Source organism: Enterobacter cloacae complex sp. IR53041, from assembly GCF_049238285.1.
GTDB classification, from domain to species: domain Bacteria; phylum Pseudomonadota; class Gammaproteobacteria; order Enterobacterales; family Enterobacteriaceae; genus Enterobacter; species Enterobacter roggenkampii.
On record NZ_JBMKHB010000003.1, the window covers coordinates 46,551 to 62,240 of the forward strand.

Here is a 15,690-nt window from a genome sequence, read left to right on the forward strand (position 1 = left end):
ATAGGGGCTTATGGTAGCACAGAGAGGGGAAAGGAAAGGAGGGGATTTCCCCGGTGGCGCTGCGCTTACCGGGGCTACAGTCGTAGGCCGAATAAGCGCAGCGCCATCAGGCAGTTATCACGCAATGATGTTCAGCGTGACGTCGATGTTGCCGCGGGTCGCGTTAGAGTACGGGCAAACAATGTGTGCCGCATCGACCAGCTTTTTAGCTTCCGCAGGATCCATACCTTCAACATGGATGTTCAGTTTTGCTTCGATACCAAAACCGGTAGGCAGCGGGCCAATACCCACTTCGCCTTCAATAAAGGCATCTTTTGGCAGGGTAAATTTGTCGCGTGCGGCCACGAACTTCATCGCGCCCAGGAAGCAGGCAGAGTAGCCCGCGGCAAACAGCTGCTCAGGGTTGGTCACGTCTCCCCCCATGCCGCCCATCTCTTTTGGCACACCCAGTTTGACGTCCAGTACGCCATCGGAGGAGGTGGCACGACCGTCACGGCCACCGGTGGCTTTTGCTTTGGCGGTATAAACAACTTTTTCTAAAGACATGGCAGGTTCCTCATTTTGTTTAGATTCGTGCTATTAAATAGCGTGCGATATATATAGGTAAATAATGACGCGTAAAGTATAGCGTTACGCGCGGTGTAGCTGTTGTCGCAAAAGTTCGAGCTGCTGTTTGAGTGCCAGCAAGGTGTCTGTATCACACTGCGCTGCGCAACCCACCGCATGGGGGATACCCAATGCCTGCTGCTGGAGTTCACGTCCCGCTTCACTCAGGGTGACGGCGACCTGACGTTCGTCTTTGCGCGAACGGTGGCGGTTGATGAGCCCGGCGCTTTCCAGACGTTTCAACAGCGGCGTCAGGGTCGCAGAGTCAAGGAACAGCCGTTCACCGATGTCCGACACCGTCATATCATCCTGCTCCCACAGCACCAGCATCACCAGATATTGCGGGTAGGTCAGGTTCAGCGGTGCCAGCAGCTGCCGGTACAGCTTGTTAAGCGCCAGGTTTGCCGAATAGAGGGCAAAGCAGAGCTGGTTATCCAGCTTGAGCGCAGCGGTTGCATCGTTCGTTTTCGCGTTCATGATATGAATATAGATAGTGTACGATTTAATTGCAAGCAATTTTATGGGCAGGTGTAACGGAGCGCCACCTGAACGGCCATTTTACGGTAGTGCTGGCGCTGCGCCTGCTCGTCTGCGCCTTCTTCAAACAGCAGCGTAAAGGTGTAGCTGTTGGCAACGTAGTGAAAGCTGAAGCTGCTTATCAGACGATGAAGATCGCGGGCGTCAACCGTCTCACTGAAGAGCTGTTTTTCTTTCCCCCGGCGCAGGATCTCCTCCAGCAGATCGAGCGCGCTGCGGTTGACCTGGCGGAGATAGCTCGACTGCTGCATAAAGCGGCCGCGCTGCATGTTTTCCATGCAGATAATCCGGATGTAGTCAGGGTGGTCGGCATGATAGTCAAAGGTGGCTTCAACCAGATTGACCAGCGCTTCGACCGGGGGCATTCCCGTCAGGCTTAGCGCTTTTTCGCTGGCGCGAATCTGGGTGTAAACATGTTCAAGTACGAGGAGATAGAGGTTCTCTTTATTCTTGAAATGGTAAACCACCATGCGTTTGGTGGTGCCCGCTTTCTCTGCGATCTGCTCCATCCGTGCACCGTTCAATCCATACTCGGCAAAAAGCGCGATGGCGCTCTGAAAGATTTTCTCTTTCAGGCTGGATTCTTCACTGTGCTCGGGGTGTTCGCTGCCAGGGTTAGCCACATCCTTTCCTTATTTTCACCAAACGGACCAGACGGATTATCTCCACGGCAGCGAAATAACACAAATATCAAACGCGTGGGCGTTTACGGTACAGCCACAGGCCGGGGATCGACAGCCCGATGGAGAGCGCGCCGACGATGGATGACGCCTTAAGAAAGTTGCTGAGAAGAAGGATCATCTGAGGCTCGGTATAGCCGAAATGGCTGATTTTCACCGCGGAAATCATCGCGGTATAGGCCGATATCCCCGGAAACATGGGGATCACGGCCGCAACGGTGAATACTTTGGGATGCGCCAGATACCAGCGCGACCACTGGATGCCGATACTGCCGACCAGCATGGAGGCCATAAATGTTGACCATTCGATATTAAAACCCGCCGTCATCATCACCATTCGCGAGCCATGGCCAATCGCGCCCAGCAGCGCACACCATGGCAGCGCGCGTTGCGGTACGTTAAATACCATCGCGAAGCCGACGGCTGGAATGGCGGCCAGAAGCATGTCCTGCGCCAGCGCCAGCAGAAAATCGATCACGCCCATCCGCGTAACCCCCAAAGTGTCATGGCCATGACCACGCCGATGCAGGTCGCCAGCGTCAGCAGGCTGGCGATAGCCCAGCGAGCCAGGCCGGTATTGATGTGCCCTTTAAACATGTCGGCGACAGCGTTGATCAACGGAAAGCCTGGGACCAGCAGAAGCACGCTGGCGGCCATGGCAACGGTCGGCGTGTTGGCAAACTGCGGCAGGCGCAGCAGCAGGCCGGAAACCGTGGTGGCGACAAACGCGGTAATGCAGAAGTTAATTTGCGGATGCAGCTGCCGATGCGTCAGCAGCTGGCGAACATACATGGCGATACTGCTGGCGAAAAAGGTGATGATTGCACCGTCCCAGCCCCCTTTGTTGAGCTTACAAAAGCAGGCGCACGAGAGCCCTACCATCACCACGACGAGCCAGCGCGGATAACGTAATGGCTTGATCTGGTTGAACCGTTTTTCAATGTCACTGAGATCGAGAAGCTTATGTTCTGCAAGGATGACAATGTGCTGCACTTCGGTCACGACGTGCATGTTGATGCCGCGATCATGGTTTTTGCGCGTGGAGGTCAGGCACTGACCGTCCTTGATTGTGGTCAGCACAATGGCGTTGGATGAGATTGCGCTTTCGACGCTGTCCATCCCTAGCGCCAGCCCCAGCCGGGTGGAAAGCTCCTCAACCAGCGCGCTTTCCGCGCCGTGCTGGAGCAGAAAAAGACCGCACTGAATACATAGCCGCGTGATAGCACGCTGCGTTGACCGCTCTGCCTGCATGTATTGTCCTGAAAAAAGATGGATAGCTATCTGTTAACCCATAGTGGGTACTTTTAGCACAGAGTGCAGTCCCTCTTGCTGTGGGCCAGATCAAGGTTTGTGCAAACAGTTGCAGTCCGTGTCGTGGAAGGGGGAAGGGGGAAGGGATTAATTTATCAATACCGTGAATTATAAATACCAAAATATAAAATATTTGTATTTAGTTATTCTAATTTTATATTGTCGTTATTTTAATGTCTCCACAATTAATTTTTGTTTCGCTTTGTGAGATATTACTGCTGTTTAGGCATTTCTTAAACTAAGCATACATCTCATCTTCTGCTTGTATTAACCAGTCTTACACTCAGGGACGAAAATACTCATACGTTGATGCGTTTTAACGTTACTCATCAAATGAAAAATGGACACGGAGGGTCTATGTTGTCATTGCATGGTAAGCATGGCGTTGTCATTAGCCGGATGCCCGTGATGCAAAACGGGTTAGGGGGCCTGATGGCACGTCATTTCCCCGAATTTGAATTGAGCTATTGCCGCTCATTGCAGGAATTAACGCTGCTCCAGTTGCGCCGCGCGGACGTCATTATTGCCGATATTTCAGGCGAATACAGAAACCCTCGGGGTGCGCTTGAAGAGTATTACGGTTTATTGAATCAATACCGGGATATTCACTGGATCTTTTTAGTCTCGCGGCCGCTTTACCCTATTGCGGTTGAGTTATTTATGCGCCCGGAAAGCACGTTGCTTTCTGACATGGAGCCTATTGAAGGCGTGGTTAACGCTATTCGGGCCGGTAGCGAGCGGGCAGAGCGGATTAGCCAGACGTTATTAACTCCGGAACCTCAGAGTACGGAGAATGAAAATGAACACGTTATCGCACTCACGCACTCCGAACGTAAGGTCCTGCGTCTGTTAGGGAAAGGATGGGGGATTAACCAAATCGCCACATTGCTCAAGAAGAGCAATAAAACCATCAGTGCGCAGAAAAACAGTGCGATGCGACGGCTGTCATTACGAAGTAATGCGGATATTTATGCCTGGATCAACAGTACACAGGGAATGAGAGAGCTGAGTTTGCTATCAGCCTATGGAGAGTTCGAGGAATGGAAAAAACCGATTCAACAAGACATATCGCCATCATCGAAAATTGCGCGATGAGTGCCGTCGGGCTACAGCATCTTTTTGCGATGCCCGGCCTGAGCCATTATCAGCTACACCTGTTTAGTGAATTTGACAGTTTTAAGAATGCACTTCATCACGTTAATTTTTTCTCGCTGATCTACTCCCTTTCCGATGCGCGAGAGGAGCGCCGTAACTGCCTGGCGCACCTGCGGGATCTGGCGTTTACGCACGGTCATATCCAGCGCATCATTTTGGTTTCTGACGAGATGGAAGCACGGCTAATTAGCCATCTTTCGCCATCGCGCCTGCACGGAGTAGTCAGTAAATCGGTGACGCTTGAGCATCTGCAGAAGGAACTCGTGGAGTTGCTCAGCGAAACGCTGCGCATCAATGACAATATGCTGAATCACTGGTACCGGAGTCAGAACAGGATGCTAAGCCCCACAGAACGGGCAATATTGCGTTATATGTCCTGCGGGTATTCCATCCCTGAAATCGCGGCACAGCTTGAACGGAATATTAAGACCATTCGGGCACATAAGTTTAATGCGATGGTGAAACTGGGCGTGAATTCAGACGTAGGGTTGCTCGATGCGGCGGATATTATTACGCATCTTCCTGCAAGAGAGCCGCAATGTTTGGCTCTCCTCACGCCCACATTTTTATAACCCGTCTTTTGCGCGCCAGATACACTCTGGCGCGTCAATCAGATACAGACATCCACCCATTTTGCGGAAGTCAGTTCTGCCATTCTGTCAGGTGAAATGCGCACAGCGCTGTGAATTGCGCCTGCGGCGGGCAGCACTTCGGCGTACTGCTTCAAAGAGATATCGCAATATACCGCGAGCGGGTTTTCCAGTCCGAACGGGCATACACCGCCAACGGGATGACCGGTAATGGTCACCACTTCATCACTGCTGAGCATGCGCGCTTTGGCACCGAACGTGTCTTTGAGCTTTTTGTTATCCAGACGCGCGTCGCCTTTCGCCACCACCAGGATCACCTCATTTTTAACCTTGAGTGAAAGGGTCTTGGCGATTTGTCCCGGCTCGACACGATGGGCGGCAGCAGCCAACGCAACGGTAGCAGTACTTTGACTAAGCTCAATAACGTCTATATCCGGCGCGTTGTCGGCAAAAAACTGCTGTACAGACTGCAAACTCATTGTTTCCTCCTGACAAATATCCTGCGTAATCTGTCATAAGAATTTATGCTCTGTAAATATCTCTTAAGTAACAAATACCCCAAACGGCTGATTTCTGGATCCTCTTCACAATCACAGAAACCGGTTACAGTAACCGGTTGCAGAGCGCGGAGCGTAGATTAATACTGAGTACGTAACGTCCCCTGTATCCAATAATAAGAGCCAAATATGAAACCATTTCGTCTGAGCAGTACCGCTGGTTGGCAAGCCAGCAAGGTTGTGAAGCTGATGTATGGAACAACGTGCGGCGCGTATGTGCCCGTAACAAACGTCTGACAGGAGATCTGCCATGTCTGCCAACCATGCTGCGTTTAATCTGATATTCCGTTTCGTCGAAAATTACGTCAGCCCGATAGCCGGGCGGATCTCTTCCCAGCGTCACGTTATGGCGATTCGTGACGGGTTCATCTCCGCGATGCCGTTTATGATTGTGGGTTCGTTTTTGTTAGTCTTTGCTTACCCACCTTTTTCGCCTGATACCACCTGGGGTTTCGCCCGCGCCTGGCTGGATATGGCGAAGCAGTTTGAAGGCCAAATCCTGACGCCGTTTGATATGACGATGGGCATCATGTCCATTTATATCTGTGCCGCCATTGCCTATAACCTTGGCAAACACTACGTCAAATCTCATCAGCTGGACCCCTTTATGTGCGCCATGCTGTCGCTGATGGCGTTTCTGCTGGTCGCGGCACCGAAAACCAAAGGCACGCTCCCTGTCGACAGTCTGGGGGGAACGGGCATTTTTACCGCGATTCTGGTGGCGATTTATTGCGTTGAGATGATGCGTTTCCTCAAAGCGCATAACATCGGCATTCGTCTGCCGGAGCAGGTCCCGCCGATGATCAAAAACTCTTTTGATCTGCTGATCCCGGTGCTGGTGGTGGTGTTGACCCTCTATCCTCTGAGCCTGGTGATTCAGTCACAGTTTGGCATGCTGATCCCGCAGGCCATTATGTCGGTCTTTAAACCTCTGGTTTCCGCGGCAGATTCCCTGCCTGCGATCCTGCTGGCCGTGTTGATTGGTCATCTGCTCTGGTTCGCCGGGATCCACGGCGCCGCCATCGTCTCCGGGATGCTGCAAATGTTCTGGCTGACGAACCTGGGCGCTAACCAGACCGCGCTGGCCGCCGGTCAGCCTCTGCCGCATATCTTCATGGAGGCGTTCTGGACGTTCTTTATCGTAATTGGCGGGTCGGGCGCCACGATGGGATTGGTGATTTGCTATCTGCGCAGCCGTTCAGCGCATTTACGCTCTATCGGGCGTTTGAGCGTGGTACCCAGCTTCTTTAACATCAACGAGCCGGTCATTTTCGGTACGCCAATCGTGATGAACCCGGTGTTCTTTATCCCGTTCCTGCTGGCACCGATGGTTAACGCCGTGCTGGCGTGGGCGGCGATGACCTTTGATTTGATCGGCCGTGTCATCTCCGTGGTTCCCTGGACGGCACCGGCGCCGATAGGCGCAGCGTGGGCCCTGGGCTGGGATTTCCGCGCGGCGATTCTGGTGGTGGTTCTGGCCTGCGTATCGGCGATCATCTACTTCCCGTTCTTCAAAGTGTATGAGAAGCAGCTGCTGGAGCAGGAAGCGGAAGAAGCGCAGCGTAGCGCGGAAGAGGACAATCAGCAGGTGGCCTAGGTAAAAGCAAAACGGCAACCCAGGTTGCCGTTTTTGTTTTTGTCGGCCCGGTAAGCGAAGCGCCACCGGGCAATTCACTGCTCTACTTGAGCGTGCAATCCCCACACTGCTTAACGTCCGGCAGGCGATAGCGCTGGCAGCAGGTGCGGCGAACCAGAAGCCCATCACGGAGCACGACGGTACGGAATAGCGGGTTGTCACGGCCATCGGAAAGCTGCTTTGCAAAGAAACAGGACTGACGCAGGGCCTCAACGTTCTCATCACCGAGAAGCGGCTTCATTTCCGTTAAATACCAGTGGATTAAATAGCCCGTATTGCTCCAGATAAGCTTCCCGTTAATCTCTCCCGTCGCTTCCAGCGCTTCCACCACCGGGATCAGGGCCTGCGTGATGAGCCGCTCCATACGTTCCTGAGCAGTGAGGCGTTCAGCGCTGTGGTCTTCGTGGAGATCAATCCAGAAGCAGGCAGCACGTCCGGTTTCGTGAAACTCGACGTGGAAATTATCCGGCGAGAGTTCAAGCATGCTCCTCTGTGTTAACAGCGCCAGCATGAGCGGAGGCACCATCAGCCCGATATACCACTGCGCCCAGAGGGAGAGCAGGGGTTTATTTTCCCGCGTAAGGGTAGGCTGGTTGCGATAGATATGGTCGGAATAGGTGGCCAGCAGTGATTGTAGCTTAGACGGTTGGCGCCACTCTGAGAGCGTCATCGCGTGGGACGGGGGCGCTTCATCAAGCCGGATAAAGTCCAGCAGGTGGGCACGCGTTTCCGCAATCTTTTCCCGTATCGCATCTGCAAGCGAAGCATTCCCGCTGGTGAGCGGCGCTCGCCAGAGGAGAGGTTCGACGATGTGTGCGGTATGCGTGGCCATAGTTTAGATAGAAATCTAAATGATAATGATTGCCAATCCTAACTATTGCTCATACCAATGGCAAGACTTTTGTCCTGGTGACATCGTCGGTAGGTTTATGCCGTCTGAATCTCTTCGCTTAACAGAATGTTATTGCGTCCCATATGCTTTGCTTCATAGAGGGCTTTGTCCGCTTTTTCCAGCGCGCCTTCCACATCTTCATCCTCGAAAATGGCGATGCCAATGCTGATGGTGACGTTTGTCGCGACGCTTTCGTTAAACAGATGCGGGATTTTCAAATCATACACTTTCTGACGGATCCGCTCGGCCGTCTGGCGAGCGTGTTCGAGTGAAATGTTGGTCAGCAGCACCATAAACTCTTCCCCACCAAAACGCGCCACAATATCGCGAGAACGCACGGCGTCTCGGATTGCCGCAGAGACGCGCTTCAGCGCCTGGCCGCCCATCATATGGCCGTAATGGTCGTTATAGGCTTTGAAGTGGTCGATATCCATCAGCAGGACAAAGTGTTCGCCATTTTCTACCGTGGGCAGATTCTCCAGACGGCTTTGCAGACCGCGACGATTATAGAGCCCGGTAAGCGGGTCCATCATGCTGAGGTCGGTAAGGGTTTCTCGTTCTTCCAGAAGGCGAGAGAGCAGCTCCTGAGCGAAACGGTCGTTGCGTCTTTGCAAAATGTTATGAATAGCAATTGCCACCACAGGAAGTGCGAAAGAATAGGTCATTCGCAGCCATATATCGTGATCGCTTAACCACAGGCAGACAATAAAGGTGGGCAATGAATGCAGCGTAAACGCTTTGATATTACTGGCGAACGCCAGCGTGCCGATAAAAAGTACCGTTAAAAGAGCAATTAGCAAATACGTCGCATGGTCCTGAGTAATTAAGGCGAATTTGGAGACAATTTGCCAGGCCCATAAAATACCGAAGATCGCTGAAACGACAGGAATATTTATCTTCCGCGCGCGCTTTCTCCAGTGCCAGACGAACAGGCCAGTACTGATGGCGAAAATAGCAATCAGAGGGGCAGAAAACAGGCGTACAGAATTGAGCGGATTTGTTACCGAGAACACTGCCGAGGTTGCGTTCAGAAATAAAAATAAACGTAACGATAATTGATATTTTCTGTGAACCAAAGACCGCCAGGATTGTGATGTCATAGTCGCGTGTTTTTATTAAAATTTAATTAAAACAGATAAATAGGTGTTATTTCGCAATAAAATATGCAAAAAACTCAAAGAGTAATTATCAGAAAATCTTTAGACGTTGTTAACAGGTGCGCAATTTATCACCTTAGACAATTCCTGTCATTACGGGAAAGGTAAAGGTCGATGGATTTTGATTCATTCAGCTGGCAAATGATAATTTTTGTTATATGATATTGGTTATCATTATCGTTGATAGAGGGGAAGCATGTTGAACAGAGCGCTGGGCAGTGGTTGGGGGGTACTGCTACCGGGAGCCATTCTCGGCGGTTTGACGTTTGCCGATCTCTCTCTTGATACCTGGAAAGTCATCATCGCGTCAGGACTGTTAGCCACGTCAGGCATGATCTGGCATAAGCAACTACGTCACTTTGTTTTACTGCCATCCTGTGTCGCGCTGGTCAGTGGAATTCTGGTGATACTGATGAGTTTGAAATAACAGGGAAAAAGAAGAAATTCAGAGGGGTTGTAAGATAATTGGTGCGAGGGGGGGGACTCGAACCCCCACATCCTAAGGACACTAACACCTGAAGCTAGCGCGTCTACCAATTCCGCCACCTTCGCACAGTCATCTTACTCTTTATTGCTATGTTGATATCGCCTCGTTGGTGCGAGGGGGGGGACTCGAACCCCCACATCCGTAAGGACACTAACACCTGAAGCTAGCGCGTCTACCAATTCCGCCACCTTCGCCCAGTGCGAGCAATATCATCGTGATTTATGGTGCGAGGGGGGGGACTCGAACCCCCACATCCGTAAGGACACTAACACCTGAAGCTAGCGCGTCTACCAATTCCGCCACCTTCGCATACCATCGATACTGTAAAAGTATCGTAACCACGGAGGCGCATTCTAGATGTTTTCAGCTTTACGTCAACAGAAAAGTGCGCGTGATGCCTTGATTGATGCAAAAATGGCCGATGGACGCGCCGTGTATAGCCGGATGGCGCTTTCGCTTATCCGGCCTACAGGGGAGGCGATTACTTTTTGGCCTGACGCGTCATTACGGTGCGGTAGACCTTAAAGCGGCCGGTCTGGGCGATAACTTCGTGGAAGCCAAAAGTTTCATCCAGCACTTTCGGGTACGCCAGGAAGGCGTTCGCGACGATACGCAGCTCACCGCCGCTGTTGAGGTGACGAACTGCGCCACGGATCAGCGCTTGTGCCGCTTCCAGGCTGGTCTCCATACCGTCGTGGAACGGCGGGTTAGAGATGATCATGTCGAAGCGACCGGTGATGTCGGAGAAGACGTTGCTCGCAATCACCTCGCCTTCAATGCCGTTTGCGGCAAGCGTTGCGCGGCTGGCTTCAACCGCCGGGGCGCTCACGTCACACAGGGTTAAGCGCACCTTTGGCGAATGGCTGGCGAGCACGGTAGAGAGCACGCCCGCGCCGCAGCCCACGTCCAGCACTTTGCCTTTGGTGTGCGGCGTCAGGGTGGAAAGCAGCAGCTTGCTGCCCGTATCCAGCGCATCGCGGCTGAACACGCCCGGCAGGGTTTTGATGGTCAGGCCGTCAAGCTGGTACTCGTCCCAGTATGCCTGCGCATCAAACGTTGTCTGTTTTTCCAGACGGCCATGGTACAGACCACAGCGGCGAGCGCTGTCGACTTTGTTCAGCGGCGCGTAGCCTTCCAGCAGCTGTTCCGCGCTACGCACGCCGCTGCGGTTTTCACCGACCACGAAAATATCGCAGCCGACCGGCAGCAGGGAGAGCAGGTTCATCAGCTGGAACTGGGCTTCCGGTTTATTCTTCGGCCAGTAGTAGATCAGCGTATCGCAGTCGGCGATATCGCTCTGCTCTGCCACCAGGCTAAAGCGCGCGCGCTCGCCCATCTGGCGGCTCAGCACCTGCCAGTGGTGGTAGTATTGGGTGTGGGCACGGCTTTCAGCACAGTCGAAACGCGCGGGCAGGTCATCCTGCATATCTCCGGCAAACAGAATACGGCTTTCTTCGAAATCATCACTGTGACGCAGCAAGACTTCACTTGCCGGGGTAAATGCAGACATGAATTGTTCCTCAATAAACTCAGGCGGGGATTATAGTAGGTAGATGGCGCAGTTTCGACACATTTGCTATATTTGCGCGCCTGAGAGACAGGAGTTTTCCCTATGACATCCCGACGAGACTGGCAGTTGCAGCAGCTGGGCATTACCCAGTGGGCTTTGCGTCGCCCGACGGCGTTGCAGGGCGAAATCGCTATCTCCATCCCGGCGCACGTTCGCCTGGTGATGGTGGCGGAAGCACTGCCTGCCCTGAATGACCCCCTGATCGGTGATGTTCTTCGCAGCCTGAAGCTGACGGCCGACCAGGTTTTACCGCTGACGCCAGAGCGTGTCGCGATGCTGCCTCCTGATAGCCGCTGTAACAGCTGGCGTATCGGAGAGGCAAATGAGATCTCTCTTCAGGGGAGCCAGATCTGCACGCCAGCGCTGGACGAACTGAAAGCCAACCCAAAAGCGCGCAGCGCGCTATGGCAACAAATCTGCGAATATGAACACGATTTCTTCCCTCACGACGCCTGACCTGTCCACCGCGTTCGCGATTGAAACACGCGCCCACGCGTTTCCGTGGAGCGAAAAAACCTTCGCCAGCAATCAGGGCGAACGGTATCTGAACTACCGCCTGGACGTTGACGGCACCATGGCCGCTTTCGCGATCACGCAGGTTGTTCTTGATGAGGCGACGCTGTTTAATATCGCGGTTGATCCCGCGTTTCAGCGCCGCGGGCTGGGAAGAGAACTGCTTGTGCACCTCATCCGTGAGCTCGAAACCCGTGACGTTTTCACCCTGTGGCTGGAGGTGCGCGCGTCGAATGTCGCCGCCATCGCGCTCTATGAAAGCTTAGGCTTTAACGAGGCGACAATCCGCCGTAACTACTACCCCACCGCAGAGGGACGTGAAGACGCCATCATAATGGCTCTGCCGATTGGATAATAAAAAATAAGGTTGTAACGATGAAATGGGACTGGATTTTCTTTGATGCCGACGAAACGCTGTTTACGTTCGACTCGTTCGGCGGCCTGCAGCGGATGTTTCTCGACTATAGCGTAACCTTCACCGCTGAAGATTTTCAGGACTATCAGGCGGTCAACAAACCGCTGTGGGTGGATTACCAGAACGGTGCCATCACCGCGTTACAGCTTCAGCACCAGCGCTTTGACGTCTGGGCGGAACGCTTAAAGGTCAGTCCGGGAACGCTGAACGAGGCTTTTCTCAACGCCATGGCCGATATTTGTGCGCCCCTGCCGGGCGCGGTTTCCCTGCTGAATGCGTTGAAAGGTAAGGTGAAACTGGGGATCATCACCAACGGTTTTACCGCCCTGCAGCAGATCCGCCTTGAGCGCACCGGCCTGCGCGATCATTTTGACGCGCTGGTGATCTCGGAAGAGGTTGGCGTGCCGAAGCCGGATCCGCGAATTTTCGACTACGCGCTGGCGCAGGCCGGCAATCCCGACCGCGATCGTGTCCTGATGGTGGGGGATACCGCAGAGTCAGATATTCTGGGCGGCATGAAGGCTGGTCTGTCGACCGTCTGGCTCAATGCACATGGCCGCGTGAAGCCTGAAGGCATCGAGCCGACCTGGACCGTGACGTCGTTGAACGAACTGGAGCAACTCCTGTGTAAACAATGATTGCCTGCCCCCCGTTGATGGGTAAAATAGCCGCAATTTTGTATTCCATGATGCGTGGCGTGCTGCCGCGCTTATAAAAGAAGATTTAATTATGACGTTGTCTCCTTATCTGCAAGAGGTGGCCAAGCGCCGCACTTTTGCCATTATCTCGCACCCGGATGCCGGTAAAACGACCATCACTGAGAAGGTGTTGCTGTTCGGACAGGCGATTCAGACTGCGGGTACCGTTAAAGGCCGTGGCTCCAGCCAGCATGCAAAATCCGACTGGATGGAGATGGAAAAGCAGCGTGGTATTTCGATTACCACCTCCGTGATGCAGTTCCCGTATCATGACTGCCTGGTGAACCTGCTGGACACCCCGGGCCACGAAGACTTCTCCGAAGATACCTACCGTACCCTGACGGCGGTGGACTGCTGTCTGATGGTGATCGACGCCGCGAAAGGTGTAGAAGATCGTACCCGTAAGCTGATGGAAGTCACCCGTCTGCGCGATACGCCGATCCTCACCTTTATGAACAAACTCGACCGTGACATCCGCGATCCGATGGAGCTGATGGATGAAGTGGAAAACGAGCTGAAGATCGCCTGTGCGCCTATCACCTGGCCGATTGGCTGCGGTAAGCTGTTCAAGGGCGTTTATCACCTCTATAAAGACGAAACCTACCTGTATCAGACCGGTAAAGGCCACACCATTCAGGAAGTGCGCATCGTGAAAGGTCTGGACAACCCGGATCTGGACGCGGCGGTCGGCGAAGAGCTGGCCGCGCAGCTGCGCGACGAGCTGGAGCTGGTCAAGGGCGCGTCTCACGAATTCGACAAAGAGCTGTTCCTGAGCGGCGAAATTACCCCGGTCTTCTTCGGTACCGCACTGGGTAACTTCGGCGTTGACCACATGCTCGACGGTCTGGTGGAGTGGGCGCCGCAGCCGATGCCGCGCAAAACCGACACCCGTGAAGTGGAAGCGAAGGAAGAGAAGTTTACCGGCTTCGTCTTTAAGATTCAGGCCAACATGGACCCGAAACACCGCGACCGCGTGGCCTTCATGCGCGTGGTGTCCGGTAAGTATGAGAAGGGCATGAAGCTGCGCCAGGTGCGCATCGGTAAAGATGTCGTGATTTCCGACGCGCTGACCTTTATGGCGGGCGACCGTTCGCACGTTGAAGAGGCGTATCCGGGCGACATCATCGGTCTGCACAACCACGGCACCATCCAGATCGGTGATACCTTCACCCAGGGCGAAATGATGAAGTTCACCGGTATTCCGAACTTCGCGCCGGAGCTGTTCCGCCGCATTCGTCTGCGCGATCCGCTTAAGCAGAAACAGCTGCTGAAAGGCCTGGTTCAGCTCTCCGAAGAGGGCGCCGTGCAGGTGTTCCGCCCGATTGCGAACAACGATCTGATCGTGGGTGCGGTCGGCGTGCTGCAGTTTGACGTGGTCGTTGCGCGCCTGAAGAGCGAATACAACGTAGAAGCGATTTACGAATCGGTGAACGTCGCGACCGCGCGCTGGGTTGAGTGTTCTGACGTGAAGAAATTCGAAGAATTCAAGCGTAAGAATGAAGTTCAGCTGGCGCTGGATGGCGGCGATAACCTGACCTATATCGCGCCAACGATGGTCAACCTGAACCTGACGCAGGAACGTTATCCGGACGTTCAGTTCCGTAAAACCCGCGAGCACTAATCCCCTCTCAGAGCACGGCATTCGCCGTGCTCTTCTTTATTTCCTGTCTTATTAATCCCTTGCGGAATGTTCTTAATTCAACGCAATTTCACGCTATTCGCCCATTTTTTACCCAATTCTGAAAGCGGCTCTGTGAGAGTGATCTATATTTAACTCAGTGTTTAACACCGGGCGTGGATAAATTAACTGTTCAATGCATGACTTTAGGTTATCCATTTTGCTCGTGTGTTTATTCGCAATATATATCACTACTAAGGAAGTATGTAGCCCGAATAACGGGTCAACACAGGAATAGATCGATGAATATGACAAGACTGAAGATTTCTAAAACTCTGCTGGCTGTAACACTGGGTAGCGTTCTGGTGAGCGGCTCCGCCCTGGCGGAAAGCAGCACCATGGATAAAGCACAATCCACGGCCGATAGCGCAGGGCAAAAAATCGATAGCTCTATGAATAAAGTCGGCAATTTCATGGATGACAGCTCTATCACAGCAAAAGTGAAGGCCGCACTGGTGGATGATGAAGCCATCAAGAGCACCGATATTTCCGTTAAGACCGACAAGAAAGTGGTCACGCTGAGCGGCTTTGTTGAAAGCCAGGCTCAGGCTGAACAGGCGGTGAAAGTGGCGAAAGGCGTCGAAGGCGTCGCCTCCGTCAGCGATAAGCTGCACGTGCGTGATGGCAAAAACGCGTCGGTGAAAGGTTATGCCGGTGATGCAGCCACCACCAGCGAAATCAAAGCTAAACTTTTAGCAGATGACATCGTGCCGTCCCGTAAGGTGAAAGTGGAAACCACCGATGGCGTGGTTCAGCTTTCCGGTACGGTAGATTCGCAGGCGCAAAGTGAACGTGCCGAGTCCATCGCGAAGGCGATTGATGGTGTGAAAAGCGTTAAAAACGATCTGAAAACGAAGTAAATCTCGACCATTCGCCCGTCTGGCTAAACCCTGCGGGCGAAATAAGAACGACTCTGGAAAAACGCCGGTGAGTGACCTGAGCGCTCACGTTTAGCGGCCGACATTAACTATGGTAAAGGAGAAGCTTATGTTTCGTTGGGGCATTATATTTCTGGTTATCGCGTTAATTGCCGCCGCATTGGGCTTTGGTGGACTGGCAGGTACAGCGGCATGGGCAGCTAAAATTGTCTTCGTTGTGGGTATTATTCTGTTCCTGGTCAGCCTGTTTACGGGTCGTAGACGTCCGTAGCAAACGCAATATTCCTTCAACAAAATAAAGCCAGTCACTGTGACTGGCTTTTTCTTATT

The 15,690-nt window shown here is 53.1% G+C and carries 19 protein-coding genes and 3 tRNA genes; 10 read left to right on the top strand and 12 right to left on the bottom strand.

The genetic code is table 11. The features are described 5' to 3' along the window. Positions 1-117: 117 nt before the first annotated feature. From ACOTXF_RS03065 to ACOTXF_RS03085, 5 genes are all read right to left on the bottom strand, one after another. Entirely contained in the window at positions 118-546 is a 429-nt protein-coding gene (locus ACOTXF_RS03065) for an organic hydroperoxide resistance protein (RefSeq protein WP_008502092.1), read from the bottom strand. Between the two features lie 84 nt (positions 547-630). After that, positions 631-1,083 carry a MarR family winged helix-turn-helix transcriptional regulator gene (locus ACOTXF_RS03070; protein WP_023293337.1) on the bottom strand — a complete coding sequence of 151 codons (453 nt, stop codon included), beginning with the start codon at positions 1,081-1,083 and terminating at the stop codon, positions 631-633. Between the two features lie 41 nt (positions 1,084-1,124). Next, the gene (locus tag ACOTXF_RS03075) at positions 1,125-1,766 is read right to left on the bottom strand and encodes a TetR family transcriptional regulator (protein ID WP_008502090.1); all 642 of its coding nucleotides are present in this window, start codon (positions 1,764-1,766) and stop codon (positions 1,125-1,127) included. Between the two features lie 67 nt (positions 1,767-1,833). Then, positions 1,834-2,307 carry a threonine/serine exporter gene (locus tag ACOTXF_RS03080; protein WP_020885295.1) on the bottom strand — a complete coding sequence of 158 codons (474 nt, stop codon included), beginning with the start codon at positions 2,305-2,307 and terminating at the stop codon, positions 1,834-1,836. Further along, the gene (locus ACOTXF_RS03085; RefSeq protein WP_021240591.1) at positions 2,298-3,074 is read right to left on the bottom strand and encodes a threonine/serine ThrE exporter family protein; all 777 of its coding nucleotides are present in this window, start codon (positions 3,072-3,074) and stop codon (positions 2,298-2,300) included. Before ACOTXF_RS03085 ends, ACOTXF_RS03080 begins: the two co-directional genes overlap by 10 nt. Positions 3,075-3,491: 417 nt before the next feature. Between ACOTXF_RS03085 and ACOTXF_RS03090 the strand changes: the two genes are divergently transcribed. Continuing rightward, positions 3,492-4,229, top strand: coding sequence for a helix-turn-helix transcriptional regulator (locus ACOTXF_RS03090; protein ID WP_232926657.1), 738 nt, complete (start codon positions 3,492-3,494; stop codon positions 4,227-4,229). Then, positions 4,226-4,861, top strand: coding sequence for a DNA-binding transcriptional activator BglJ (gene bglJ / locus ACOTXF_RS03095; RefSeq protein WP_032622978.1), 636 nt, complete (start codon positions 4,226-4,228; stop codon positions 4,859-4,861). The genes ACOTXF_RS03090 and bglJ overlap by 4 nt, the downstream gene beginning before the upstream one ends. A gap of 38 nt (positions 4,862-4,899) precedes the next feature. Here bglJ and ACOTXF_RS03100 read toward each other — a convergent pair whose 3' ends face one another. Next, entirely contained in the window at positions 4,900-5,358 is a 459-nt protein-coding gene (locus ACOTXF_RS03100) for a YbaK/EbsC family protein (protein WP_008502085.1), read from the bottom strand. 328 nt (positions 5,359-5,686) lie between these two features. On the opposite strand from ACOTXF_RS03100, the gene ACOTXF_RS03105 reads away from it, so the two are divergent. After that, positions 5,687-7,033, top strand: a complete 1,347-nt coding sequence (locus ACOTXF_RS03105) for a PTS sugar transporter subunit IIC (RefSeq protein ID WP_032675905.1) — start codon at positions 5,687-5,689, stop codon at positions 7,031-7,033. Between the two features lie 82 nt (positions 7,034-7,115). Here the strand turns inward: ACOTXF_RS03105 and fhuF are convergent, their stop codons facing one another. Beyond that, positions 7,116-7,904: a siderophore-iron reductase FhuF gene (gene fhuF, locus ACOTXF_RS03110; RefSeq protein WP_048962992.1), complete on the bottom strand. Its 789-nt coding sequence runs from the start codon at positions 7,902-7,904 to the stop codon at positions 7,116-7,118. 95 nt (positions 7,905-7,999) lie between these two features. Further along, positions 8,000-9,064, bottom strand: a complete 1,065-nt coding sequence (locus ACOTXF_RS03115; RefSeq protein WP_232926655.1) for a GGDEF domain-containing protein — start codon at positions 9,062-9,064, stop codon at positions 8,000-8,002. 253 nt (positions 9,065-9,317) lie between these two features. Here ACOTXF_RS03115 and ACOTXF_RS03120 point away from each other — a divergent pair, with 253 nt between their 5' ends. Continuing rightward, complete coding sequence (locus tag ACOTXF_RS03120; RefSeq protein ID WP_025912133.1) at positions 9,318-9,548, top strand: DUF1435 domain-containing protein; 231 nt, start codon at positions 9,318-9,320, stop codon at positions 9,546-9,548. A 39-nt stretch (positions 9,549-9,587) separates the two neighbouring features. On the opposite strand, the gene ACOTXF_RS03125 is transcribed toward ACOTXF_RS03120, so the two are convergent. From ACOTXF_RS03125 to rsmC, 4 genes are all read right to left on the bottom strand, one after another. Continuing rightward, positions 9,588-9,673: transfer RNA gene (locus tag ACOTXF_RS03125), tRNA-Leu, on the bottom strand. A 42-nt stretch (positions 9,674-9,715) separates the two neighbouring features. Continuing rightward, a tRNA-Leu gene (locus ACOTXF_RS03130) sits at positions 9,716-9,802 on the bottom strand. Between the two features lie 28 nt (positions 9,803-9,830). Next, positions 9,831-9,917 (bottom strand) — tRNA-Leu (locus tag ACOTXF_RS03135). A 172-nt stretch (positions 9,918-10,089) separates the two neighbouring features. Continuing rightward, on the bottom strand, positions 10,090-11,118 hold the full coding sequence (gene rsmC, locus ACOTXF_RS03140; protein ID WP_008502080.1) for a 16S rRNA (guanine(1207)-N(2))-methyltransferase RsmC: 1,029 nt from the start codon (positions 11,116-11,118) through the stop codon (positions 10,090-10,092). A 102-nt stretch (positions 11,119-11,220) separates the two neighbouring features. Here rsmC and ACOTXF_RS03145 point away from each other — a divergent pair, with 102 nt between their 5' ends. From ACOTXF_RS03145 to ACOTXF_RS03170, 6 genes are all read left to right on the top strand, one after another. Next, complete coding sequence (locus ACOTXF_RS03145) at positions 11,221-11,634, top strand: DNA polymerase III subunit psi (RefSeq protein WP_039265275.1); 414 nt, start codon at positions 11,221-11,223, stop codon at positions 11,632-11,634. Beyond that, positions 11,603-12,046: a ribosomal protein S18-alanine N-acetyltransferase gene (gene rimI / locus ACOTXF_RS03150; protein WP_039265274.1), complete on the top strand. Its 444-nt coding sequence runs from the start codon at positions 11,603-11,605 to the stop codon at positions 12,044-12,046. Before ACOTXF_RS03145 ends, rimI begins: the two co-directional genes overlap by 32 nt. Before the next feature lie 20 nt (positions 12,047-12,066). Beyond that, a complete protein-coding gene (gene yjjG, locus ACOTXF_RS03155; protein ID WP_008502077.1) occupies positions 12,067-12,744 on the top strand; it encodes a pyrimidine 5'-nucleotidase in 678 nt (225 codons plus the stop codon). Positions 12,745-12,835: 91 nt separating this feature from the next. Next, positions 12,836-14,425, top strand: a complete 1,590-nt coding sequence (prfC, locus tag ACOTXF_RS03160) for a peptide chain release factor 3 (RefSeq protein ID WP_008502076.1) — start codon at positions 12,836-12,838, stop codon at positions 14,423-14,425. A 299-nt stretch (positions 14,426-14,724) separates the two neighbouring features. Continuing rightward, positions 14,725-15,342 carry a molecular chaperone OsmY gene (gene osmY / locus ACOTXF_RS03165; protein ID WP_008502075.1) on the top strand — a complete coding sequence of 206 codons (618 nt, stop codon included), beginning with the start codon at positions 14,725-14,727 and terminating at the stop codon, positions 15,340-15,342. Positions 15,343-15,469: 127 nt separating this feature from the next. After that, a complete protein-coding gene (locus ACOTXF_RS03170; RefSeq protein ID WP_003856556.1) occupies positions 15,470-15,631 on the top strand; it encodes a DUF1328 domain-containing protein in 162 nt (53 codons plus the stop codon). The last annotated feature ends 59 nt before the right edge of the window (positions 15,632-15,690 follow it).